Below are 25,655 nucleotides of genomic sequence, written 5' to 3' on the forward strand. Positions count from 1 at the left end.
CGATTATCTGTGGCACGTAGAACAATCGTTAGGGGCATTGTTCTCTCTATGGCAATCGACACAAAATCCCATATTGAGGGACTTGGACTGTCTAACCTTTACCATCTCTGCCATGTTGCCGTGGCATGTGGAACAATCGACACCGCGTTGTACGTGTCGTGAATGGTTGAAGTATACGAAGTCTGGTTGGTCATGCACCTTTACCCAGGATACTGGAGTATTGCTATCGTATTGTTCTTTAAGCCATTTAACATGTTCTTGGTTGCCCGCTACGTTACCTGCTCCATGGCAGTTCATACAAGTGGAACTTGGGGGAACTGTGGCATGGGCCGAATTTTCAACACCAGTATGGCAATACTTACAGTCGATTTTGTTATCGCCGGCATGTATCTTATGGTTGAAGGGGATGGGCTGGTCGGGTGAATAGCCCACATAACGGCTAGGTGAAAAAATCAAATATGCAAGCGCTGCAACTGCAACGATAGGCACAGAGATCTTGAGTATTTTTATATTCATTCGCAGATTTCCTGAATCCGTTTACACTGTCTTCTGACAAGGAAAGGCAAAATCAGAAAAAAAGCAAGTATGTAAGGGTTTTGGATGCGAAAAAACATAAAAAGAGACATAATCTGAAATTTTCTACGAACTTTCCTTATTGAAACTAAGTCTCAACAAGTCCGCCGATATACCGACAAACACCCGTTATTTTTTACTTTAAATCCAAGATTGGCCGAGAATTGGCCTCTGGATAGCAACTAAGTCAGGATTCTTCCTAATCGTTCTTAGTGATCTTAAACTTTTTTGTAATGGAACGCAAAGTATCTGCCGCATGGGAGAGTTTCCTGGAGGAAGATGCCACGAGATCAGAGCCGGAAGCGATGTGCATGGTCTCATTATTGATCCCAATCACTGATTCTGAAATCTGCTGGATGGCTCTTTTTTGTTCTTCAATGGCCCCACGGATGGATTCAGATTCACGACCTACCTCTTCCGAACGTTCATCCACCTCTCGATTGTAACTTAGCTGAGACTGAGTCGCTTCTGAAAGACGTTTCATCACTGTTTCCACTTCCCCAATATCTCTAATGATGAGATTCAAAAGATCCACAGAGGATCTAATTCCCTTAGCGCCCTCTTCCAACTCTTTACTATTTTTACCAATCATATCTTCAATGGATTGGATGGAATGAGCCGTTTTGTCAGAAAGTTTGGATATCTCTTCAGCGACAATGGCAAACCCACGCCCAGCCTCTCCGGCCCTTGCCGCTTCAATGGCTGCATTCAGTGCTAGCAAACTGGTTTGGTCGGAAATTTCGTCAATGATTCCAATCACCTCTTTCATCTCCGAAGACGATTCTAAGATAACGTTAATCACTTCCTTCATTTGGTTCAGGGATTCACCACCAAGTTTGGCTTGTTTGGTAATGTTTTCTGTATTGGCAAGGGCCGATTTTGTATCCCTTTCGATTTGGATGGCACCTCTAGAAAGTTCCAGAATCTTACTATTGAATTCTAGAATATTCTTATGTTGTTTCGCAGTGGAAACTGCTGTAGTTTCCATACTCGCAACCACCTCTTCTGTTGTGGCTGAAATTTCTTCCGCAGAGGCAGCAGTCCCTTGGGCCATATCAGAAAAACTGGCAGAGGATTCTCGTAAACTTTCGGAAGAAGAATTAATTTCTTCTGTAACAGATTGGATCTCTCCCAAAGAACTCCGGATACTTGTGATAAAACCATTTAAAGCCAAATTCATCCTACCAATTTCATCATTGTTGGTTAATGTTAAGGTCTCGGTAAGATCACCCTTAGCCATTTTATCTAAGATGATGACTGAATTTTCTAAAGGTGATAACCTCTTTTGGAGGAATCGAAAAATTCCAAAAACAACGAGAGCTGTAATGAAAAACACAACAACAACAGCAATGAGAGCCACTTGAATGAATCCCGAATTCATATCGGATTTGGGAAGCACCACTCCAATGATGGTATTCCATTCTTCCAATCGTTTGATAAGAAGAGCATTGTCCTGTCCATTTTCAGTATATTCAAAGTAAGCTCCGTCTTTGGCCTCCAAAATAGGACGACCTTCTGGAATTTTACTTAAATCTAATTTTAAAATTTTCGATTTATCGGGTCCTGCAAATACAACTCCCTTAGTGGTGATGGCAGTGATGTATCCATTGGCACCGACATGAATCCCTTCTCCCATCCGTTTAGATACTTGTTCCAAATTCAAAGCAATCCAAAGGATCCCAACTAGGTTCCCTTTATCTTCTATTGGGAAAGAAACAAGACTCACAGGCAAACCAGTGATAGGTGACTCTTGGACAGATCCAATTAAAAACTCCCTTTTTAAAGCGACAACCACATGGTCACCGGTTTTGTCCTCTTCCAATTGATAACCAATCGAACGCGGAATTCCCGCAGCAAAGATTTTTGCATTTTGGATGGGCGCTGATAAAAAAATATTTTCATATTCACCATTTGCTTCTCGCATGATATCCACAAGGAGGTTCGTTGCAAATTTTGCCTTACCTGATTGAAAGGATTCGATGATTTCTCTTTGTTTGGCAAGAAGGCCAGCCATTCGGAGTTGGGATTTATAATAATTGGAAAGTTCGGCCCCGGCACTTTTGCCAGCATTTTCCATTTCTCCTCGGTACACTTTGACAAGTAGGCTCCAATTTAAATATAAGATGAGAGTGGATACAACCACTGACAGAAGTAAAATGGAAAGAAATGTATATAGACCAAGAATGTATTTTAAACTTTTCATAGATTACTGTATGGGACGTGTTTTCAGGGAATTCTAAGAAGCGGTTCAGATTTTTCTATCAATATATTTCCTAGTCGGAAAGGAAACCAAGAAATAATTAACAATGTTCGGGAAAGAAAATGGTTCCTAACAATCGGGACGGGAAAAGGATTTGGGCAAAAAAAAAAGGCCCTGATTTGACATCGAAGGGCCCTAAAAACCAGACTTACACAATTTAGCCTAGTTATACTTTCGTGTTTTTAGAAGATTTCCCCTGAATTTTTTTTAGCCAAACCAAAGAAATTTTCTTTGTGACAAGGTTTCTTGTCTCTTTTTTTAAGAAAGCCACGTTCGGAGTGGCCACTTTAAAGGATTCTCTCTCGAGAACCGGCTCAATCTGGTATCCTGGCCCCGCCATTTCCTGCAATTGGGTCAGTTTTTCGGAAGGAAGGATGAGAAGCCTTTCCGGTTTTTCGGACCAAAGTTTGTCTAATTTATCCTTATCATATACATTTCGGAAATTCCTTTCAGCATAAAATCCATAAGATCGTTTGGAATTGGACAACCAAAAGGAATAAACCACTGGTTCGTTTGGTTCCAGTTCTTTGATTTTTGCACCGAATTCTTTAGAAGGTTGGTAACTAGTGAGGAGTGGATAAAATTCCAAACTGATCGCAGTAAAAAACAAAGTGGCACCCACAAGAGTGACTAGGATTTCAAGTGGGATGAGTTGTGCTGACAACATGATAAAAAGCACACCAATGATCCCAAATACATAATAAAGAATTCCGACATCAGCAACAAAGATGGGGAGTAAAAAATATCCAACTAAATACACAAGGCCAGCAATGAGAAAGGATGGGCGTAACCTTGCTACATTAGAACGAAACAAACTTTCTTCCATGATTTTACCAAAGTACAAAGCGGCTCCAGGCAAAATCCAATACGTATACTGTGGGAGTGGATAACGAGAAAAGGAAATTAAAAATAGAAAAAGAAAAACCCAGAATGGAATCACAAAGTCGATTTCTTTGTATTCATTCGCACGAATTTTTCGAAGAATTTCCTTCCAACCCAGTGATTTGATGTACTGATAGATGCGAAAGGAAATATAAATAATCATGGGCACAAGTCCACTGAAGAAGGCCCAAGAAAATGATTTATAAAAATAAAACGGATCAAAATTGATATCATACATATCTCTATAAAAACGACCAAAAGACTGGATCCACAAAAAGAATACTGGGCCATAGGAGTTGAAGTTTTGATAGAGAAAGTAACACCATAAAGCAGGGAGAGATGCCAGAACAAAGATCCCTGTAGGAATTCGCATCGATAAAAGTAATTTCCAATCTCTTCGAAATAAAATATCACCGCCAATGGATATGGCAGGGATAAAAACAGAAATTGGACCTTTTGTGATGAAACCCATAGACATCATCAGATACATCAAATAGAAGTAGTTTGGATTTTGTTTTTTACCTAAATAATAGAAATGATAAGTAAACACCAAATAGGCGGTGAGATACACATCGATCTTTGGATCCACAATCATGGCGTAAACCCCTGGTGCCAAAAGGTAAGCGATGGAGGCAAGGTACCCTTGTCTTTCTTTTCCACCTGACAAAATCGTGATCCGGTATAAGGAAAAAACAGAAAGTAAGGTGATGAGAATTGCCGGAATTCGAAAGGCAATGTTATTAATTCCAAATAAGGAAAAAGAAGTAGCGATGGTCCAAAAGGTTAAGATGGGTTTGTCTAAGTACCTTCTACCATTATCAATCAGTGAAAAAAAGTCATTCGATAAAACAAGTTCACGGCCAATACCTGCGTATTGTGCACTATCAATATCAATCACATCTAAGGGAAGAGTGAATAAAATGGGAATGGATGCTAAGAGCAGAAGAATTCGATAAAAAATTCTTTCGGAAGGAGAGAGAGATAAAGATTCTTTCATTCTAAAGTACCAATTTGAATTAAACATTGTCCAAATCCTTTGCAGGAATTTGGTTCTTGGTCATAACATTGTAAGATATCGCTATTGTGTGTGGTGCATCCATCCATACATTGGATACGTCCTGTTCTTTTGACATCAGGTGCCAAGGTTAGTTTTAACTCTTCCTCAGTACAAGATACAAATACTTCACAAGCTGCTTGGCATTTTTTTTCCACTATGTCTTGGCAGTTGACAAAAAAGAAAGTCAACATTAGAGTTAAGATCCATTTACCGTGTTTCACTTCGAATTCCTTTTAATGCCAACATTCCACAAGCGCCATTGATGTCCCGACCAGGACTTCTACGGTTGAGAATGGGAGCGGTAGTTTTAGCTTTAAGATGCATTACAAATTCTTTTACTTCGTCATCGGTGGGTCTACGCCATCCAGTGAAGTCTGTATTCAGCGGGATCACATTGATTTTACATTTGTTAACAGAACGTGCAATTTTTGCGAGTCGTTCCGCATTGTCCCGACCCATGTTCACATCGGGTATCATCACATATTCAAAAGTAATGGCTCGGTCGAGTTCCTTAGTGAACCTTTTGGCTGAATCAACCAATTTCTCTAACGGATGTTTGTCGTTTACATCCATGATTGAAGACCTTGCATTGGGATTAGGATGGTTGAGGGAAATTGCAAAATTAAATGGTTCTTTGTTTTCGATAAACCGGTTGATCCCTGTTGTCACACCTGCCGTGGAAATGGTAATGCGTAATGCACCAAGACCAAATCCTTCTTGGTCTCTAAGGATATGGGCTGCTTTCATTACAGAAAAATAATTGTGCATGGGTTCACCCATTCCCATAAACACGATATTGGTGGCTCGGTCGCCCACAAGTCGTTCTACTTGCAAAATCTGGTCAAGGATTTGCCAAGTGTGTAAGTTTCCTTTGTATTCCAAAAGTCCTGTCGCACAAAATTTACAATTGAGAGTGCAACCAATTTGAGATGAGATACAGATGGTTTTTCTTCCCCCATCACCGGAAGGAATCCAAACTGCCTCGATCTCTTTGTTTTCACCTACATAAAAAGTAAATTTACGAGTTCCATCTTCTTTGGAAGCCAAGTCGCGACCAATTTCAATTTCAGGGTATAAAGTATGTTGTTTTAATTTTTCACGAACTTCTTTGGACAAGGTGGTGAATTGGTCTAGGTTCGTGTAACGACTCTTATAGATGCCTGTGTATATCTGTGCCGCCCGGTATTTTTCCAGGCCTAAGGAAACACAAATTTCTTCTAGTTCTTTTTTGGTTTTCCCTTTGAGAACCGGTATTTCCTCTTTCATTTGTTTGGAATTTCCACCTTTAGCCAATCTTTTCGTTGCCCCCTCTAGGGACAAGGATTTACGGCGATTCATTCAGTCTTACTCTGGAATCTGTTTGGAACAAGTCTAAAATAAAATTCTAGAACGAATCTTTTCGTAAATCGGTGCTTCCAAATGGACATTGACTTACATACAGTGATTCAAAAGCCTAGTATCTAGTGAGGGAAAAATACGAATGAATAGCGACGCCTTTATGGAATATGCCTTTATCGTCATGGTCGCACTGATAGGAATCGAAATCTTTGTTTCCTACATCAAAGGAAAACAATACTACCGATTGAATGTTCTCATTGCCGATGTGAGTACAGGTGTCATATTTGCACTTATCGGAGTTGTCATCCTTCTCGGTGCTTTGTATGTATATGACAAAATCGAAACAAACTTTTCGCTCTCGGCCTTAGGTTACCATTTTTTTCCTTTGGAAAGTCCGTTCCAATTCTCTCCTAGTTTTTCTGTGAACTGGCAGGCGCTAGGAGCTTGGACATTTGCTGTAGTTTTTGCTGATTTTGTTTATTACTGGTTTCATAGACATTGCCATGAAATCAATTTATTCTGGGCGACACATGTCACTCACCACTCCACTCAAGAAATGAACTTATCTGTTGCTTTCCGTGGAAATGGATTACAAAGAATATTCGAATATATTTACTTTCTTTCTATGGCACTCCTTGGAATTCCTTGGGCTATGTTTTTACTCAGCCATAGAATTCTGAAAGTTTACCAATTTGTGGTTCACACACGTTTTATCGGTAAACTTGGATTTTTAGAACAGTTTATGGTGACACCTTCCAACCACAGAGTCCACCATGGAATCCAAGATAAATACATCGACCGTAACCATGGTGGAATTTTTATCATTTGGGATCGTATGTTTGGATCCTTTGAATGGGAAACAGAAGAACCTATCTACGGTTTAACGAAACCCGTGAATTCTTTTAACCCCATCACCGTGAACATGCATGTGTTCAAAGATATATTCTTTCAGGTTTGGAAATGTAAATCCGTTGGTGATGTTTTTAAAACGATTTTTGGGCCCCCAGGTTGGAAACCAACTTACCTCATCACGGAAGCAGACAAAGCACCGGAACCAACAAAGGTTCAAAAATACGATCCAAAACCACCTATGGGTGTGATGATTTATGTGGCACTCCAGGCGGCAGTTCTTATGGCTGTGGGTCTTGTGATTTGGAAAGTTGCAAAAATCAATTTAGAACAGGATATGACAACTCTTGGAATTTTATCTGCTGTGATTATCTTTAGTTTGTTTTCGATTGATCGAACCATGGAAATGAAACGATGGTCAAGAAGGACAGAAGTGGTACGAAACGTACTTTTTATCTTAGCTTTTGTTGCGGCACTAGTTTATTCCAATATTCCTAATATTGAAATTTTTGCCATCCCACTCATTGGCCTCTCGTTTGTTTCGCTTGTATGGATTGTCATCAAACGAAAGACCTTCTTTGATTTAAGTAATATTTCTAATACTTGGTATTAGTTTTTAGATTTAATTTCTTTAAGAACGGACTCTGAAGGGAACAACTTGTTCGACTTCAGGAGTTCGTCTCCTAAATTTAAAAATGCCTTTGTTTTATCCCCATGTTTTTTACATAAATTGATATCTCTGTAACAAAGACCTAAATCCACAAACGGGGGCTTAATGGTTTTGGTTTCCCCTTGCCCTCCGGATACAGACTGGTAATACAAAAAATCATCTTCTATCCATCCAAAGATATTTCCATAAGCAAAATAGGCAGATGTTCCTTTTACTTTTCGTAAGTCACGACCCATCACACTAAAATAAACTTCCCTTTCCATAAATCCGAGGATGGTAGGAATCAAATCCAGTTGTGAGGTGATGTCTTCTCTAAGTTCCGGTTTGATTTTTCCAGGAGCATAAATTAAGAGCGGAACATTACGATCTTCATAGTAGTTTAGAAACCGGTGGTGGCTATGGTCAGAAACAAAAAAGAAAACAGTATCTTTAAAATACGTAGACTTTGCTGCTTTTTCCATATATTCGTTCAATGCAAAATCTGCATAATGAAGGACATTTAAGTATTCACTGTCTTGTGTGGTGGATTCAAACAAACGATACTTTTCATCGGGAACTTTGTACGGGTAATGTGTGGTTCCTGTATGAATCACAGAGACAATTGGTTTTTCAGGTTTTACATTGAGGAGTCTCTTGTGCATGGCATCGAGAGATGCTTCATCTAAATAACTCCAAGGCCCTGTTTTGTATTCGGGATTTTTTTCTAATTCAGTTTTTCCAACGAGAGTATCAAACCCCCAGTGGTACATGATACTTCCCTTATTGTTAAAACTCAGATCCGTTCCGGTTACAAACAAAGTTTCATATCCGATGGTTTTTGCAATATTCCCAAGACCAGAAAAACGATTGAGGATTTGCGGTGTGCGAACGGCTGTTAGGCCTGGTCTATCGGGAATCCCTCCCATCAGCGCCATAAGACCGTTTGTAGTCCTTCCGCCACTTGCAAAAAAGTTTTTAAAAAACATTCCTTTTCGGATGAGTTGATTGAAGTATGGTGTGACCACCTTCCCCTCTACCTTACCCGTTCCAATGATATCAATGTATTTGCCAGTCCAACCTTCTAAAACAATCACCACAATATGTGGCAAAGGTTTATTTGATATAACGGTTGTTTTCCGAAGAAGTGGGTATTCTTCGCTGACAAAGGTAGCTCCCGAATAGGCCACTTCTTTTTGTGTGATGGCACTAGATTCGCTCAGATTCATATAGTGGCGGTCATCCACTTTAGTCATCTTTAAGTCTGTGATGACCGTAAAACCTGGATTCAAAACCAAATCATTGATAATGGTTTCTTTGGTGATGATGGCGTCACTTGTCCTTAGTGGGCTCGTTTGGATTCCCCCACGGATTCCCAACACAAGAAGTGCGAGCACAACTAGGAATTGGAGACCAGCCCATTTGTAATGTAAGTTTACATGGGAATACGGAAACTTGGATTGGATTTTATAAATTCCGAAACCAATTCCACCAATCACAAGAATTCCAAGTAAAAACAAAAATGGATTTTGAGAAAAGGCAGATCCCACAAGTGGTAACATCTCAAAACCGAGATAAGCAAAAGCCTCGTATCCTAAATGTTTGTTTCCATTTTCATAATAGATCAAATCCGCAATGAGAAGAAATAACAATAGAATGATAAAAACTACAGGTAAGGTGCGCCACACTGCCCGATAGATTTTATTTCGGTTTAAAAAATGCAAACTCGCATACAATAAACTGAACCCAAGTAACACACATAAGACGGAAATATCGAATCGGAATCCCTTCAGAAAAGCCTTTAACAAAATCAGAACTGATTTGTCTTGGATCCGATAGGAATACATGGTAAAAAAAACGGCACGGTAAACGGTAAGAAAAACGATTCCAAGACCCGCAAGGAGTAAGTGGAACCGAATGTAAAAAGGCAATTTTGAAAATAGTTTTTTCATAGATGAAATTTAAGAAACTTCCATAAGGCTAAAAAAGTGTGAAAGGCTGGTAAACGAATCCAATCGATTATGGTTTTACCATTTTATAAATGGTTCCCGATTGGTAGTCTGCGAGAAAGATTTCACCCTCATTGTCACGACCAAACGTAGGAATGAGTAAGTTCCATTTTCCAAGGGCTGTCGTTTCCGTTACCTTGGTATTCTCTCCTGGTTTTGGAACAGGAATGGCCCAAATTTTTCCTTGGATAAAATCACCAAACACATACATTCCCTTTAACGCAGGAATCGCAGAACCAGTATAAACATACCCACCAGTAATGGATTGTCCTTCCTCTCTACCATATTCATAAAAAGGAGGTTCGTAAAGAGCGGTATTACATCCGTCGGTAAAACAATGAAAACCTTCGGTTTGGTTCCAACCATAGTTTTTACCAGAAAGAATGATATCTACTTCTTCGTAAGCATCTTGCCCTACATCCGCGACTAGCAAACGTCCGTCAGGTGAAAAACTCATCCTCCAAGGGTTACGAATTCCGTAAGCAAAGGTTTCTGGTGCATAACCCGCTTTTCCAACAAAAGGATTGTCGGAAGGAATGGAATATGGTTTTTTCGATTGGAAGTCAGGTGTTGGACTAATTCTTAAAATAGAACCAAGTAAGGTATTTGGGTTTTGTCCGTTGTTTTTAGGATCGGCTCTCCATCCCCCATCTCCAAGCCCTATGTACAAATGTCCATCGAGTCCAAAGGCCAATTGTCCCCCATTGTGGTTAGGATAAGGCTGCTCTACTTGCAATAACACTCGTTCGTTTACAAGTTTCATTGATTCGTAGTTAGTTGGATTTTCTACTACCCATTCGGAAACGATGGTAACATCTTTATTTGCAGCAGATTTTACATAATTGGTATATAACTTTGGTTGTTTGGGAAATTGTGGGTGGAAAGCCAAACCAAGAAGTCCTTCTTCACTATCCGTAATCACATTAAATTTTGCCAAAACACGACTTATCTTTTTTTCCCTGTGGAAAAGAATCATATTTCCTGTTTTTTCAAGAGCAAATAAAAAGGGGCTGTCCCCTGGCGGAAACTGGATGTCAGTTGGCTCCTTTACTTTCACCACTTCCTGCAAAGCGATTGCCACTTGTTTTCGATTGGCATCGACACCAATAAAAAGTGGTTTGGATCCGAGGACTTGGCCATCGGTTTCATACTTTTTATTGTAATTTTTTAAAATGCTACGACCTATATCATCACAAGAGACTGACAAAGTTAAAAAGGAAAATAAAACAAAGATTTGGATTTTCATCATACTTAAGGTTCCCCACATAAGATAATTGGCTTGGATTTCTCACCGCAATCAAAAAACTTAAACGCATCTATGAAACTCTTTCGAATCCTTTGTATTCCGATTTTCCTCTATTTCGCCTATTTGCAATTGAATGACCCAGACCCCTACCTTTGGTTCCCGCTATATGCAATAGTGGCCGCCATAGCCCTTTTGAGTCTATTTCGAAAGGTTCCAAAGTTTGTGGGATGGATTCTGATTCCTATTTATCTAATTCTGGCAGGGTATTATTTTGCCCACACTCCGTACTTTGGAATGGAAGTGGAAGAAGTCAGAGAATTTTTAGGACTTTTGATTGCCAGTGCGGCGATTGCTTTTCTTGTCTTTAAAAAATAAAAAGTTCGAATTGCCGAAGATTATTTTTCGGCAATCACCTTTCCATCTTCCAAAATCATTTTGATGAGTTTTGTCATCTCAACTGAATATTCAACATCCAAATGTTTGGTGACACCTTCACAAAATCCATTGATGATGAGTAACTTCGCATCATCTTCACTCATCCCTCGCGATTGCAGGTAAAAGAGTTGGTCGTCATCAATTTTAGAGACAGTGGCTTCGTAGTTTAAAGTTCCCTCTTCTCCTGATACATCATTGTAAGGATACGCATGGGACTGGGAGCGGTTGTCCATCATCAGTCCATCACATTTGATATGGCTGTAAGATCCTTTGCTAGATGGTTCAAATTTCACTAAACCACGGTAGGAATTGATTCCACCATCGAGGGCCACACCTTTTGCCAAAATATTGGAACGAGTGTTTTTTCCCACATGGATGATCCTTGCTCCCGTATCTTGCACTTGCCCACTTCCGGCAAAAGCCAAAGACAAAACATCACCCGTAGAATGATCCCCTTGTAAAATGATCCCTGGGTATTTGATGGTATTGGCTCCAATATTACAATCGGTCCAAGTGATATGAGCGGCTTCTTCGCAGATCCCTCGTTTCACTGTCCAATTGTACATATTCTTTTTCCAGTTTTGGATGGTGGTATAAAAGATTTTAGAATTCTTTTTGGCTACGAGTTCGACAACAGCGGTATGAAAATTGGTTCCTTTGTCTTGGACAGAAGTACAACCTTCGCTGTATTCCAAATGTGCACCCTCATCTGCGATGAGAAGTGTACGTTCATATTGTCCGGAACTAGCAGCTGTTACCTTAAAGTAAGCTTGGAGAGGCATAGGAGTTTTGACTCCCTTTGGGATGTAGGCAAAAGATCCACCGCTAAATACAGCGGAGTTCAGTGCTGAAAATTTATTATCACCAATGGTAACAACAGTTCCCAGATACTCACGAACGAGTTCGGGGTATTCTTTGATTGCCGTATCGATGTCACAAAAGATAATCCCAAGGTCAGTCAGTTCCTTTTTGACATTAGCATAAATGGTTTCGGAATCGTTCATGGTTTCGATTCCAGCCAGGTATTTCCTTTCGTGTTCAGGAATTCCTAATTTTTCAAAACTACGCAGGATTTCTGGATCCACTTCGTCCCAAGATTTTTTCTTTTTTTGATTGGAACCTACGTAATGCACATAGTCATCGATATTGATATGAAATTGCGGAATAAATCCCCAAGCCGGCATCGGTTTCTGTTCATAAACTTCAAAAGCCTTTAAACGAAATTCTGCAAGCCAACTTGGTTCATTTTTAATATGGGAAATGGATTCAACAACTTTACGAGTGAGTCCCTTTGGAAAATTATCAGGTTTATAAAATTCAAAAGAAACCTTGTCTAAGTCGGCTGTTGATTCCATTTTTTTCCCCTTCTCTACTTGGAGAGAATCCTAAATTAATTTACAGAAGCGAAGTAAGCTTTGGATCCAGTAGGATCTGCTTTCATCGTTTTCTTTCCTTCGTCCCAGTTTGCAGGGCAAACTTCACCGTGTTTTTCCACAAATTGGAAAGCTCTGATGAGGCGAAGAGCTTCTTCAATGTTACGTCCTACTGGTAGGTCGTTAACAGTTGCTTGGCGAATGATTCCCGCTGGATCAATGATGAAAGTTCCGCGAAGAGCGACACCTGCATCAGGGCCAGACTCGATCAGAACTCCAAAAGATTTTGCAATTTCTTTTGTTTTGTCAGCGATGAGTGGGTATTTGATCTCACCAATACCACCTTCTTTTCGGGCTGTTTTTTTCCAAGCTAAGTGCGAAAATTCGCTATCAACGGAAACTCCCAAAACTTCGGCTCCAATCTTTTTAAAATCTTCGAGTTTTGCATCGTATTCAATAATTTCTGTCGGACAAACAAATGTAAAATCGAGCGGATAGAAAAACAGAACCACCCATTTTCCTTTGTAATCTGACAATTTGATTTCTTTAAAACTGTCCCCGATCACAGCGGTTGCTTTAAAATCTGGGGCATGTGATGTCACTTGTGGCATAAAGTCACTCCTTAGAATTATTCTAAGTACAGATATTAGATTCTGTCTAGATGTTTTTGGGTCAGGGACAGGTTTTCCAATGACCATTCTTCCTTTGCGATCGATTCAAGAAAGCGACGGTCATGACTGACTACTACCAAAGCAACACCAAGTGACTGAAGGGAACTCTCTAGCGCCTCCAAAGATTTTATATCCAAATGGTTTGTTGGTTCGTCTAAGAGGAGGATTTCAACTTGTGAATCCAAATGGAGGGAAAGAAATATTTTTTTCATTTCCCCCGGACTGAAAACTTCTGATTCAAAAACACGTTTCGGATCACTCCCCAATTTGTGAACTCCCGAAAGGATTTTTGCTTTTTCCTCCGAAGAACAACTTTGAAATGCATATTGTAATTCAGTGATTTCTTTTTTAGAAAACTCTTGGGGCAAATACAAGGAACGAATTTGTTTTTCTTTTAATTCGTTTGCGAGAAATTGCAAAAAGGTTGATTTCCCCGATCCATTTTTTCCAGTAATCGCAATTTTCGAATCAGGTTGGATTTGGAGATTCGAATCTAGTCGTAAATTCATAAACCCAAAATCTAAATGATCTTCTTCCCATAAAAACAAATGTTTCCTTCTGGAAATTTCTGTTTTCCAAACAATTCCTAAATTTTCTTTTTCAGGAAGTTTAGCAAAAATTTCTTTTTCCTTTCTTTCGGAATGTTCCATTCTTTTATCTAACTGCTGTTTGAGCCTCCCCGCTTGGCCATCTTTACCGGTAACCCTTGCTAAGTTTTTTTTATGCCGACCATCATGGTCATGGAGATCGAGTCCCTTCTTGGATCTATGTTTGTGTGAAAGACTTGCTTCTTCTCTTCTCCGTTTGAGTTCCGCATCCAGTTTTTTCCTTTCACTACGCGCAATTTCCCAATCATGGATTCGCTCCAGCGCCTCTCTCTCCATCTCCCTTTTGCCTTCTGAATAATTTCCTGGCCGTTCGGAATAAAAGTTTTTTTCGAGGAATACACAATGGGTGACAAGATCATCTAACAATGACCTATCGTGACTGATTAAAATTCCTATCCCTTGAAACTGAGAAAGGGCAGCGCGAATGATGAGGATACTATCCAAATCTAAATGATTGGTAGGTTCATCCAGAATCAAAACACCAGGAGATTCGGAAAGGGCCATAGCAAGGATGACCCTTCTTTTTTCCCCAAAACTTAAAAACTCATAGTCCTCAGGTGAATCCAAAGAAACTTTCAAAAGATTTTTATAACGACCCGATTCTTTAGAATCATCATATAAAAAATCCTCTAACGATTCTTTTGGAACTTCATTACTTTGCGAAACATAACGTACGAAGTCATTTCCTTGGATGGTTCCAGTATGTGGTTCCATTTCCCCTGCAATGAGTTTTGCTAAAGTGGATTTTCCCGTTCCATTTTTGCCGACAATGCCAGTCCATCCCGGACCAAACGCGAGGTTTAAGTTCTGGAATAAAAACTCTGACTGCGATTCGTAATTAAAATTTAGATTTTGAATGGTGATATGATAGGACATACGACAAGCTCCTGTTTTTCCAAATAGGGAATAGGTAAGCATGTCTCGTCCTAAAGAGATTAGGAGAAGTGTGGATTTAGTATTTTATTTTGCTTACCTATTTGATTTAAGCCGCAATCTCATCGGATCATACCTCGTTTATGAATGTTAGACTGAATGAAGTCGGAAAAGTTGTCAAGAGTTAGTTTCCCTTGGCCATTAAGAATTTTTCCATAAACTCTGTAATGTCTCGGATGTTTCTGTTGATCATCTTACGTAGCTCCGGCGGGATGTTTTGTGATTTGATGACTCGGTAGTAGTTCAATGCATTTTTCAACATCTTCCTGCGAGCAAACTCTTGGGCTTTCATTAACATCGGTTTGTATTTATAATATGAATATTCCATAATAGAATAATTCTTTGAAAGACGAAATGCATGGGGGATCTTTCCAAAATCGTAAGTAAGAGTTAAAAATGGTGCGTCATCGGCTTCGGGAGGTTTTAGTTCTAAAACCCCATGGATGATTTTTTCTGGTTCATCTTCTGTGGCTTTTTCAGCCATTTCATCCAGAGGGACGGGAGATTCTTCATCCGCAATCTCACCCAAGTTTCCATCTACGATTTCTATCTCAGGAGCTTCCGCATCTTCAAAAGATGGTTCTTCCCCCGGTAACCCAGCTTCTTCTCTTTGTTTTCGATCCCGAAAAACTTCATCAGCGTCAGGAAGACCAATCCTTAAATCTTCACTGGTTAACGGCCGATTGGTGAGTTCCACCTGGATCGGTAAATCTGTTTCAATGATGGTTTCTGATTTGTTTGGATCTTTTGCCTCTGGTAAGTCAGATTTCGGAGAAATTAACTTTTCGGTTTTAGGATCAATCGGATCAGGAAGTTCTAACTCTTTACGAAGAGAATCTGTTGTGGATTCAAACCAATCGGGTTCTCCGCCTTTTTCAGAAGGATGGAGAGCTGGTTCTTTATCATCCCTACGTAAATCATTAGCATCAGGAAGACCAATGGGTTCCAGATCCCAAGCCTCTGGAAGTTTTAAACCTTGGTTCTCTGGAAAATAAGGTTTGAGTAAATCATTGAGAGAGGATTCATCTCCTCTTGCTTCCAGTTCCTTTGCTTTTTTTTCTATTTTCTTTAAGGCTTGGTTTTTTAAAAAATCTTCCCTTTCTTTGAACCGGTCTCGTTTCCTTCTATCATCTCCTGACCTTCTATCTTTTCTTCCCGCAATGTTTGTCCTGCGATCGGCATTTTTTCTCCGTTCGTCACCACTACGTCTATCGACAAGAGGAAGGTCTTTGAATTGTTTCCAATCATTAGAGAAAAATGTATCTTCCGGAAGATCTAGTTCTGAAACATCTTTTTTAGAAATTTGATCAGCTAGCGACTCTAAGTCGATAGGTTGTTTTGGAGTTTCAGGATCTTTAGATACTCCCGCCATATCTGGCGGAACATAAAATGGTCCCACAATCCCAGAACCTGGAGGTGCCATAGGAAAACCTGGTGCCCCACCTGCTAGTCCACCAGTCGTCAAACCCTGGTTTAACGATTGCAAGAGTTGGTCTTGGTTTTGAATTGCTTTTGGATCAATTCCGGGACCACCCGGAGAAGATTGCAAAAATTGATACACAATCGGATGAACCAATTGGTTTCCACCTGCGACTGTTTGGTTCACTTGTGGAGAAGATATCGAATTCTCTGAACCCCGATTCTCAGAAGGCCTAGGTTTTTCTGTAACACCTGGTGGGAGCGGTGGTGGAGGTAATTCGGAAGTTGTTTGAGGAATCGATTGTGGCGTTTGTGGAAAATTAGGTGGTGGACTACTCTGTGCGAATTGAATGGCACGAGCAATGGACTCAGCAAATAGTTCGGATACTTCTTTTAAAGCACCTACCAGATCACTTAAATCTTTTTCAGGTGTTGGAATTCCAGATTTCAGTTCTCTTTTTTTCTTTTTATCTTTTGGATCAGATTCTGATTTTAACGGATCACCCTTACCAGGTTCTCCCCCTTTAGGTGTTTGTGGATTGTCTTCTAAAAACTCTTCTAGATCCTGAATGTTTTTCTTTATTTTTTCTTTGATTTCGGGATCAGGAATTCTATGCCCCGTTCGTTCAAAGATTTCAATCGCTTCTTCCACTTGTTCTGCTTCGACAAGGGCTTCTGCATTGAGAAGTGGCCTTCTATGAAAACTGTATTTTGAATTTTTAGAGATTATGTCATCAGCGGAAAAACTAATGTCAGGAGATTCTCTTCTTGGTCTATCTCCAGTTTCAGGGGTGTCTGGTGTTTCTTCTCCAAAATCACCTAACGGAAGATCACTGAGACTTTTGGGAGATTTTTGTTTATCACGTCTGTTTCGTCCAGGCTTAGCCGCATTACCCTTATCTCCACCAACTCCTAGTTCGTCGGTGAAATCATCCTCGGATTCAAATTCAGGTAATCTTTCCGACAATGGTTTTGGTTTGGATTTAGGTTCCTTAGGATCGGTTTGGAAATTTAATTCCTGCCCACGCCCCCCACGAGAAGGCCTTTCCGTATTGGAAGATCGTGAGTTTGGCTGCCTTGGTTCTTCCTCCCTGGAAGATTCTCTCTGCTGTTTTCGCCTTTTTTGTCTCGGACTTAAATTCTCTTCAGACCTACCTCCCCCCTCGCTCCGAGCGATATCATCGAGATCGGCACCTGTGCCAGAAAGACCGAGTAACATCATGAGGGTGGTTAACATATAAGGGTTCTATTCTTTATTTTCGAGGTTTTGTATGTATGAACTTAAAGCAAAATCCAAGAATATTCGATTTCCTAGCATTTTACGAGGCTTTTTAAGCCAAACTGACCGCAAGTTCTTTTTCTGCTTGACATAAGAGAAATTCTTGCGTTCCATGGTGGCATGAAATCCGTTGCGAAAAAAAATCTCAGCTTTGCCTCCTCACCGGACAATGCAGACGGGTTGCAGTTAAAAATCACCTTCGACGAAGACACAAAAACTGCCTTTGGTGATTACACCTGCCCCGAAAAATACCAGGGTTTACCGGATCAAATCCACCCAGGAATTATCTCTACCATCTTAGATGAAATCATGGTTAAGATCAACGAAGCGATGAATTTTGAAACCACTACGGGTGAACTTACCATTCGTTTTTTACAACCAGCAAAAGTAAATGAACCACTTCACTTACGTGGATGGTTTGTGAAAAAGAATAAAAAAATCATAGAAAACCGTGCTGAAATAGAAAATGAGATCGGCAAAATAGTGGCCCGCGGAAAAGGTAAATATATCGAAGCTGAAGACTGATTATGCCGATGTGGTGGAATTGGTAGACGCAGTGGATTCAAAATCCACCGATGGTAACATCATGCCGGTTCGATTCCGGCCATCGGTACCAACAGTAATTTAGTTCGAATACTTCTCGCAAGCCCTCAGATAAAAATCTTCTTCGATTCTGTCTATGGCTTGTAAGATGAGGTTTATTTCATCAGTCTTCATCTCATCAAAGATCTCTCTCCCCTCTTTTAAAATTGTTACTCCAAGAGAAATTCCTTTTCGATCGGCCTCTGTATAAAGACCTCCCTTTGATTCCATCTTCACCAGTATATCTTCCATGATCAAAATGATCTTTCGAATGAGTTCTGCATCTGAAAACACTTTGAAAAGTCCACCAATGTCTTTGCGAAAGGCATCGGCTTTCTTTTTTTCTACTTTGGCAATGAGTGTTTCCATAGCAAATTCTGAATTAAGAAGTCCCATTTGATTTTCCTGGCGATCCAGTTCCATCACCAGTTCCTCTTCAAACTGGTGGGCCGTTACATAAGATTGAAGTGCAGCAAGTCCGGCTCTCAGTGCCATAGGAAAGTGTTTTCCAAATCGAAAAATAGACAATGCTAAGTTCCCAAGAATCCCCCAAATTTTTGTGGGATGGTTTACAAACCCGGATAACGCGTCAAAGGCGGCATCCAGTTCCTTTCTTTTGGAATATTCTGGATAAAGGTATTCCAAAAAAAAATAAAGTAACTGGTCTATTTTCGAACGAGGGATGGAACTAAATTCGGGATATAATTTTAGATTTTCTTCGGAATATCTTTTTTTAAGAGAAGATTGGTACATAAGGATCAACTCTTGGAAAAGGGGATGGTTTAAAACTTTGGAAGATTCCTTTTTTGGTTTCATCAGTGGTTATCAATTACAAAACATCATCAAAATAGGTTTCATACCTTTCCAGGTTTACTTTTTTCCCTTTGGGATTGTAGGGGAGAGAATTTATTTTTTTCACATCTAAACCAACGAACAGTGAATAAATGCCTACTGCTAAAGATATGGCCGTTTCCTTTTTGTTTTGGGTAAGGTATTTGACATCACGACTCCGGTTCACATAACCAATTTCAATAAAAGCACAAAGGGCATTGGTATAGGTTGGCAAACTATAAGTGGAAATGTATGGTTTTTGGATGGGTCCAAGTTCTGGATAGGGAGAGTTTTTTTCTTTTAGTTGGACGGGGAGCCCATACTGAACAAAACGCATCAGTTCCTTGGTTACATAGTGGTTGTCACCACCAAACCCTTCTTTTCCCCCTTCCCTTCTCCATTCTTCTTTTTTTCCCTTTTCCCTTTCCCAAAACTTCCCAGTTTCCGAAAAGGATTCATGGTCTTTGGCATAAGGCCCTTGTTTTCCAATTTGTTTTTCCCAATTGGCATCGTCTGCATAACGCCAACTCACCATATTTTGGCGGTATCCTTCGAACTTAGTAAGATCCGTATCTTTGCCATTTTTTTTAGACCAATACCCATGAAAGTAAATCCAAGTATCCGCAATGGCATTCTCTAATTTGGACCAACCCGATTGAAAGATAAGCCATTCCGACCAAGGCCCGTTCGTAAAACTGTTAGCAGAACTTTTTTTATCAGAGATTTTTTTTAACTTAGCGAAGGTTTTATAACCAGGAGTGAGGACAGCCCCCATTCCACCGGTTTGGCCTTTACTTGCTGGATTCAAATGCAGAGACAAAACAAGTTGAGGTTTTTGTTCATTGATTTTGGAAAGTCTTCCCTTTCGCCTGACACCTGTTTTTGGATCAGGAAAGTCATACAACCGGTAAGCAGCATTGGGATCATCAGAAGCCGGATCATCATCAAAGGAAGACTCACGAGTGAGTTTACTTTCCAAAATCACTCGTTGGAAATCTGATGTTTTAGAAAAAAGTTTGAGATAACCTTCAAATTCTTTCCAACCAACCTCTGTTTCCGTCAGTTTTAAAATTCGGTGGACTTCTTTTGCTAAGTCAAGAACCACCTTTCTTTCTGTGACTCCCCCGTGTTCGGTTCCTTGTTTGTAGGTTTCTAAATAGGTTTGAGTGACACTATCGTATTTGTCTCCATGTTGTGCCTTCGGATCTTTAGCAACACCGCCATGTCCCGGATCCACTACGATCCGAAAGACAGGTACGGCTCCCAAAGAAAAGGGAATGGATACAAAAATGAAAAAGAAAATGAGCTTTCGGAAAAGTAAGGAAGATAAAACGACCACGATGGTCATTCTCCGTCCAGAGGCGAACGGAGAAAAGAAAAAGTTTATCGAAACTATTTAGCGTTTTGGGATTGGCTAAAAATTTGATTTCTGTTATCACTTAAGTCTTTGCCGTATTTATCGGAAATTGCTTTTTTATCAGCCTCCGCTTCTTTGAAATCAGAAAGGATTTTGATCCCATAGTCTTTGGCAATTCGGTAATGTACGATAGAGTCGTAGAATCTATCTTCACGAGACATGTCAGTGGCAAGCCCCATTTGTCCATAAGCGATACGAAGTTTTTGTTGGCCTTCTGCAATTTCGCGGTAAGGAATGATGACTTTAGATCCTTCTTGAGAAGTTTCCACAAGTTGCGCTTGTTCTTGCCCAGTGATTAAATCAGCACATTCAGCAAGTAGGTTCTGAGTTTTGGTATCGTAATTTTTAGCAAATTTTCCAAGGAGTGCGGTGATGTCTTTTTCTAAAGCAACCATCGCTTTTCCAGAAGCAATGTAAGCACGACGATAATAATACCTTAAAACCACTTGGTAGTCTTTTTTGATTTTTTCTAAGGCAGTTTTGGAATCAGGGACTTCATCTCCAAAATTGGCAGTAACAATTGTTAGAAGTTTGATAGAGTTAATGACTCGGTCTTTGTTATATTCTGAAATATTTTTGTATTGTTTACGTTCTAAATTATTTCCTTGGTCCAGTTTGTCCAGATCCTCAAAGGATTCTTTCCCTTTTTCTGGGGCTCCAGACTCCTGCGCAGAAATCGACAAACAAAAGAAACAAAACGAAAGGATGATGAAACTATTTTTTAACACGAAACTTGCTCTCCTTAAACCAAGGAGCAGAATACACGAATCAGAGGAGGTTTGACTACTATTTTTTATCCTTTTGAAAAAAGAGTAATCCATCACCCACCGGATACAAAGTATAACCTGAAACTTGGGATTTCACCTCATTCCAAAGAGCCATCACCGCTAAATCGGATGGTTTTTTCGGATCGGGTGCTAGAACTCGCCCATGCCACAACATATTATCGAATAAAAAATAAGATCTTGGATTTGCCTCTTTCCAAAGGATTCGAAAGATTTCGGGGTAAGTGATTTTATCACAATCCACAAAAAATAGGTCGGACTCCCTCCACTCTAAACTTTCCTTTTCTAAGTAATCCATCACAGAGGCAGTCACCCGTTTAACATGAATTTGGTCTGAGATGCCCATTTTTTTTGCATAGAGATCCAATAAACTCGCTTGTTCTTCATGCCGATCCACTGTTACAAATTTCGACTCAGGGGAACCCACAGCCATCCAAAGAGTGGAATACCCAAGGCCTGTCCCCAATTCCAAAATTTGTTTCGGACGAAGGAGAGAAACTAAATGTGACATCACAGCACCAGTGGCCGCCGTCACAATCGGAATGTTTTTTTCTTTGGCATAAGTTTCCATTTCCGCAAACACAGGATTTGGTTTGAATACCAAATCGGTATCAATGAAAGATTCGAGTTCAGGAATGTAGATGCTTGGTCTAGGTTTCATGATTTGGGAGGTAAAAAAAGAGAAACCCTATCCTTTAAAATGGGAGGGATTTTTTTACGAAGAAGATCATTTAACTCACGATAACTATAACGTTTGGAAGGATGGATGAGAACAATGGCTTCATTTTCAAATGCGGAGGCATGTTCAACAATTTCATCAAAATGAGTATGTCCCCATTCCCGCGCACGGCTCACATCTCTTTTCTCACAATAATAAGTGCATTCCATAAACAGAATTTTACTTTTGCGAACATCTTCATTTTCTAATACATATTCTATTTTTGTATCCCCTGAAAAGGAAACCAAAGGAACAGAAATTTCTTCTGTGGGATCTTCACCCAATTCTTTTTTATTTCGAATTTCTTCCGAACTAAGACTTGTCCATTCTTTCTTAAGTTTCCGTTTTGTTTCGTAAACCGTATAACCTTGTGAAGGAACACGGTGGAAACTTTCCCAAGGTTTAAAAAAATATCCTGGTTTTAACTCCACTCTCTCCCCAAATTCCAAACCGATCAAATCACAGTCATAATCAAATCCTTCGATTTCAGAATATAATTTTAAAATTTGAGACATCTTTGGTTCCAAAGATTTAGGAAGATAAATTTTGGGAACAGAGAGTTTACGAAGGCTCCTTTGCGAAACATAATAAGGAATCCCGCAGGAATGATCCAAATGCGCATGGGATAATAATATCTTCCCGATATGAATTTTATCTGGATTGATAAATCCAAAATCAAACATAAAGTCTAGCGAAGGACAAATGATGGAAGTCCGAATTCCACCTTCGGACAAACCTTCAAATTTAATTCCTTTGTGTTCGAAACTAGCAGTTAACATCAATCTTCCGGGTTTACTAACTTTACTGATCCCTGAAAAGAGGACTCTAAAACTTTCGGGCCAACAATGGTAACTATCAATTTATCTGATTGGAAATAAAGTTTACCAACACGTTTTAAATCAGCGAGAGTCAAACGGTCAATTTCCTTTCTAAAATTTTGTAAGTAACCTTCTGGCATTTTATGATCACGTCTTCGGACTTCACTAGCAAGAGTTCTTTTATCATCTTCAAACTGGAAAACAAACTGATTGATGATGGCATTTTTTGCACGAACCAGTTCTTCTTCTGTCAATGAATCAATGAGTTTTGGTTGGATGAGTTCTCGCATGAGGGACAAAACTTCTTTTGCCGATTCCGTTTTTGTCATCGCATAAAATTGGATGGTTCCATAGTTTTCTTGGAAATCAGTATTACTTCCAGCAGAATAAGCAAGTCCCCGGTTGTTTCGAATTTCTCTCATATAATAGGAGTTAAACCCACCTGCCCCAATGATATAATTCAAAACTTGGATGGCATAAAAATCAGGATGGTTGTGTTCAGGAAGGACTCCGATCATCGAAATAAAGGTTTGATTGACATCTTTTACAACAAGTCGAATGTTTTTTCCTTCCTTCTTTACGTTTTCAGAAAGAATCGAAGGTGTGATGACTTCTGATTCTAATTTCTCAGACCCAGATCCGAGTTTAGAAAAAAAACTGTCAAAGGACTTCAATTCATAATCACCAGTCACAAGAAATCTACGTTTAGGTTCTTTTAAAATTTCTGATTGGAACTCGGTTAAATCACTTAGTTTTAAGGATTCCAAGGATGAAATTTGCATGGAAGTTCCAGCAATGGTTCCACGAAACAACGATTCTTTGGCTTTTCTTGATCCGAGAGCCGTTGGATTGTCGTTTCGACGTTTGATCTCATCAGTTAACTTACCCTTGGTGGTAATTACCAAAGACTCATCCAAGTTTGGATGATCAAAAAAAGACTGAATGACCGGAAGAACATCCTTTTCTGTGGATTTTAGATAAGCGAAACTAAAAACTGTTTTTTCATAATCAATGGATACTGAAAAAGAAGCTCCATAAAACTCTAAGGTTTCTAAAAACTTCTCCTTTGGAAAAGTTTTGGATCCTGACAATTCCCAACTATCCTCCAATAATTTGGATACTTCTACTGAACGTTTACCTAAATGTTTTTTTCCATGATAAACATAAAGATCTGCATACACAATGGGAAACTCTGAGTTTTTGTATGAAAAAATCTCTACACCTGACGGATGATTGATCGATGTGATTTCCGGAACTTCAAACACCAAAGGTTTGAATTGTAAATCGCGAACAAACTCTCCCATTTCGCGCGCAGAAAGATTAAAAAAACTAAGACTGAGTAAAATGACTAAAATACGTTTCATTCTGATTTTTTCCTTACGTCTTCCAAAATACCGATGACTACTTTCTCTTTGGAAAGATAAGTGGGGACAAGGGATTGGATATCACTAGATGAGGTTTTCATAATAGAGGAATATTGGCGGAAAAGTCCCGCCCAATCTCCGTATAACAATTGATAGTAACTCAAGAGATCGGCGATACTTGCATTTTCATCTAAGGTTTTGATAAAGTCAGAAACCATTTGATTTTTTACTTTATCCAGTTCTTCTTTAGGAACTCCCTTTTCTTTGATTTTGGAAAGTTCTTCCCAGATGATACTTTCTATGACTTCTGGTTTGGCATCTTCTCTCGGTTTTATAAAAAATACAAAATAGTTTTGGTATCTTTCTCCTGGATAACCATTGGCCGCTCCCACACTGAGTGCCAATTTTTCTTCCAACACAAGGCGTTTGTACAACCTGGAACCAGTTCCAGAAGTAAGGACTGTGGACAATACATCAAAAGAGGAATTGTCTTTATGAGGGTATGGGGGTTTTAGAAAACCCATCATCATTTGGCTTCCTGAAGGGTGATAGACTTTGAATCTTTTTTCACCGGGAAAAGATTTTTCTTCCACCTTTTGGATAGGTCTTGATTTCCCTGGTTTTAATTCAGAAAAATACTTTCGAATGATGGACTCTGTTTCATCAAAATCAAACTGACCGACAATAGAAATCACCATTCGATCAGGGGTATAATGTTTTTGAAAGAATGCTTTTGTGTCTTCTATCTTCAAAAAAGGAAGACCTGTGGAATAACCAATGACAGGTTTTCTATAAGGATGGCTTTCAAAAGCGATGGAAAAAAATTTCTCGCGAAGGACACCAGCTCCACTATCGTCTGTTCGCATCCGACGTTCTTCGATCACAACATCTCTTTCTGTATAGTATTCGCGTAAAATCGGATGTTTCAACCGATCAGATTCAATTTTTGCCCAAACTTCAATTCGGTTGTTGGGAAGTTGGATTTGGTAATTGGTAACATCTTGGGAAGTATAGGCATTGAATCCTACTTCCCCGTTTTGTTCATAAATATAAGAATCTTCGTTTTTTACAATGAACTCATCTTGTAATTGGATGAGATTTTTTAATCGGCGTTCCAAGGTTTCTTTTTCATTTTGTAAAGAAGTGGGAACTGACTCACCACGAGTTGTCAAATCACGAATTTTAAGTTTGAGATCATCGAGTTCCGTTCCCCAAACTTCGATTTGTTTTTGGTATTTTTCTTCTTTTTCGTAATTCGAAGTTCCTACTGTTTTTGTACCTTTGAATAACATATGTTCCAAAAGGTGGGCGGTTCCTGCTTCTTCTGGGGTTTCATCCACCGCACCCACAAGAAATTTAATGTACAAAGCCACTGTGGGAGAAGTTCCCCGTTTCATCATGACAACGGTGAGTCCATTGTCCAAACGAACGGTTTTTATCTTTTCACGAAACTGGGATTCAGAGGTTCCAAAAAATTGGTCCTGAGAGAAAAGAGGTAAAAATTGTAGAGAAAAACAAAGGAAAAAGATTCGTAATTTCGACATCATCTACTAGTCTTGAAG

At 39.5% G+C, this 25,655-nt stretch carries 21 protein-coding genes and 1 tRNA gene; 4 read left to right on the plus strand and 18 right to left on the minus strand.

The window, feature by feature from the left end; all coding sequences use genetic code 11:
• Positions 1-3: 3 nt before the first annotated feature.
• The 5 genes from EHQ24_RS05240 to rlmN form a co-directional block, all read right to left on the minus strand.
• The gene (locus tag EHQ24_RS05240; protein ID WP_100742589.1) at positions 4-516 is read right to left on the minus strand and encodes a cytochrome c3 family protein; all 513 of its coding nucleotides are present in this window, start codon (positions 514-516) and stop codon (positions 4-6) included.
• A 256-nt stretch (positions 517-772) separates the two neighbouring features.
• Complete coding sequence (locus EHQ24_RS05245; RefSeq protein ID WP_135600604.1) at positions 773-2,776, minus strand: methyl-accepting chemotaxis protein; 2,004 nt, start codon at positions 2,774-2,776, stop codon at positions 773-775.
• Positions 2,777-2,999: 223 nt separating this feature from the next.
• Positions 3,000-4,712 carry an ArnT family glycosyltransferase gene (locus EHQ24_RS05250; protein WP_135600605.1) on the minus strand — a complete coding sequence of 571 codons (1,713 nt, stop codon included), beginning with the start codon at positions 4,710-4,712 and terminating at the stop codon, positions 3,000-3,002.
• A complete protein-coding gene (locus EHQ24_RS05255) occupies positions 4,709-4,993 on the minus strand; it encodes a Cys-rich protein (RefSeq protein WP_135600606.1) in 285 nt (94 codons plus the stop codon). The genes EHQ24_RS05250 and EHQ24_RS05255 overlap by 4 nt, the downstream gene beginning before the upstream one ends.
• The gene (gene rlmN / locus EHQ24_RS05260) at positions 4,980-6,038 is read right to left on the minus strand and encodes a 23S rRNA (adenine(2503)-C(2))-methyltransferase RlmN (RefSeq protein WP_135600607.1); all 1,059 of its coding nucleotides are present in this window, start codon (positions 6,036-6,038) and stop codon (positions 4,980-4,982) included. Before rlmN ends, EHQ24_RS05255 begins: the two co-directional genes overlap by 14 nt.
• A gap of 214 nt (positions 6,039-6,252) precedes the next feature.
• On the opposite strand from rlmN, the gene EHQ24_RS05265 reads away from it, so the two are divergent.
• Positions 6,253-7,572 carry a sterol desaturase family protein gene (locus EHQ24_RS05265; RefSeq protein ID WP_135600608.1) on the plus strand — a complete coding sequence of 440 codons (1,320 nt, stop codon included), beginning with the start codon at positions 6,253-6,255 and terminating at the stop codon, positions 7,570-7,572.
• Here EHQ24_RS05265 and EHQ24_RS05270 read toward each other — a convergent pair.
• Positions 7,569-9,557, minus strand: coding sequence for an LTA synthase family protein (locus EHQ24_RS05270; RefSeq protein WP_135600609.1), 1,989 nt, complete (start codon positions 9,555-9,557; stop codon positions 7,569-7,571). The genes EHQ24_RS05265 and EHQ24_RS05270 overlap by 4 nt on opposite strands.
• Positions 9,558-9,624: 67 nt before the next feature.
• Positions 9,625-10,860, minus strand: coding sequence for a PQQ-dependent sugar dehydrogenase (locus EHQ24_RS05275; protein WP_135600765.1), 1,236 nt, complete (start codon positions 10,858-10,860; stop codon positions 9,625-9,627).
• 72 nt (positions 10,861-10,932) lie between these two features.
• On the opposite strand from EHQ24_RS05275, the gene EHQ24_RS05280 reads away from it, so the two are divergent.
• Positions 10,933-11,235, plus strand: a complete 303-nt coding sequence (locus EHQ24_RS05280; protein WP_135600610.1) for a transmembrane 220 family protein — start codon at positions 10,933-10,935, stop codon at positions 11,233-11,235.
• A gap of 20 nt (positions 11,236-11,255) precedes the next feature.
• Here the strand turns inward: EHQ24_RS05280 and sufB are convergent, their stop codons facing one another.
• The 4 genes from sufB to EHQ24_RS05300 form a co-directional block, all read right to left on the minus strand.
• The gene (gene sufB / locus EHQ24_RS05285; protein WP_135600611.1) at positions 11,256-12,650 is read right to left on the minus strand and encodes a Fe-S cluster assembly protein SufB; all 1,395 of its coding nucleotides are present in this window, start codon (positions 12,648-12,650) and stop codon (positions 11,256-11,258) included.
• A gap of 35 nt (positions 12,651-12,685) precedes the next feature.
• On the minus strand, positions 12,686-13,279 hold the full coding sequence (locus tag EHQ24_RS05290) for a peroxiredoxin (protein ID WP_135600612.1): 594 nt from the start codon (positions 13,277-13,279) through the stop codon (positions 12,686-12,688).
• 35 nt (positions 13,280-13,314) lie between these two features.
• A complete protein-coding gene (locus EHQ24_RS05295) occupies positions 13,315-14,823 on the minus strand; it encodes an ATP-binding cassette domain-containing protein (protein WP_135600766.1) in 1,509 nt (502 codons plus the stop codon).
• A gap of 181 nt (positions 14,824-15,004) precedes the next feature.
• A complete protein-coding gene (locus EHQ24_RS05300) occupies positions 15,005-17,536 on the minus strand; it encodes a hypothetical protein (RefSeq protein WP_135600613.1) in 2,532 nt (843 codons plus the stop codon).
• A gap of 162 nt (positions 17,537-17,698) precedes the next feature.
• Between EHQ24_RS05300 and EHQ24_RS05305 the strand changes: the two genes are divergently transcribed.
• Positions 17,699-18,103 carry a PaaI family thioesterase gene (locus EHQ24_RS05305; protein WP_002973585.1) on the plus strand — a complete coding sequence of 135 codons (405 nt, stop codon included), beginning with the start codon at positions 17,699-17,701 and terminating at the stop codon, positions 18,101-18,103.
• A 4-nt stretch (positions 18,104-18,107) separates the two neighbouring features.
• Positions 18,108-18,194 (plus strand) — tRNA-Leu (locus EHQ24_RS05310).
• 8 nt (positions 18,195-18,202) lie between these two features.
• Here EHQ24_RS05310 and EHQ24_RS05315 read toward each other — a convergent pair.
• Genes EHQ24_RS05315 through EHQ24_RS05345 form a run of 7 tightly spaced genes read right to left on the minus strand, consistent with a single transcriptional unit; the run spans position 18,203 to position 25,640 of the window.
• Positions 18,203-18,976 carry a hypothetical protein gene (locus EHQ24_RS05315; RefSeq protein ID WP_135600614.1) on the minus strand — a complete coding sequence of 258 codons (774 nt, stop codon included), beginning with the start codon at positions 18,974-18,976 and terminating at the stop codon, positions 18,203-18,205.
• Positions 18,977-18,989: 13 nt separating this feature from the next.
• A complete protein-coding gene (locus EHQ24_RS05320) occupies positions 18,990-20,339 on the minus strand; it encodes an N-acetylmuramoyl-L-alanine amidase (protein ID WP_135600615.1) in 1,350 nt (449 codons plus the stop codon).
• Positions 20,340-20,383: 44 nt separating this feature from the next.
• Complete coding sequence (locus tag EHQ24_RS05325) at positions 20,384-21,136, minus strand: hypothetical protein (protein WP_135600616.1); 753 nt, start codon at positions 21,134-21,136, stop codon at positions 20,384-20,386.
• Between the two features lie 58 nt (positions 21,137-21,194).
• Positions 21,195-21,854, minus strand: coding sequence for an O-methyltransferase (locus EHQ24_RS05330; RefSeq protein ID WP_135600617.1), 660 nt, complete (start codon positions 21,852-21,854; stop codon positions 21,195-21,197).
• Entirely contained in the window at positions 21,851-22,690 is an 840-nt protein-coding gene (locus EHQ24_RS05335; RefSeq protein WP_135600618.1) for an MBL fold metallo-hydrolase, read from the minus strand. Before EHQ24_RS05335 ends, EHQ24_RS05330 begins: the two co-directional genes overlap by 4 nt.
• Positions 22,690-24,093 (minus strand): M16 family metallopeptidase, encoded by a 1,404-nt coding sequence (locus EHQ24_RS05340; protein ID WP_135600619.1) that lies wholly within the window; start codon positions 24,091-24,093, stop codon positions 22,690-22,692. The genes EHQ24_RS05335 and EHQ24_RS05340 overlap by 1 nt, the downstream gene beginning before the upstream one ends.
• Positions 24,090-25,640, minus strand: coding sequence for a M16 family metallopeptidase (locus EHQ24_RS05345; protein WP_135600620.1), 1,551 nt, complete (start codon positions 25,638-25,640; stop codon positions 24,090-24,092). The genes EHQ24_RS05340 and EHQ24_RS05345 overlap by 4 nt, the downstream gene beginning before the upstream one ends.
• Positions 25,641-25,655: the final 15 nt, after the last annotated feature.

The organism is Leptospira noumeaensis, from assembly GCF_004770765.1.
Lineage (GTDB): Bacteria > Spirochaetota > Leptospiria > Leptospirales > Leptospiraceae > Leptospira_A > Leptospira_A noumeaensis.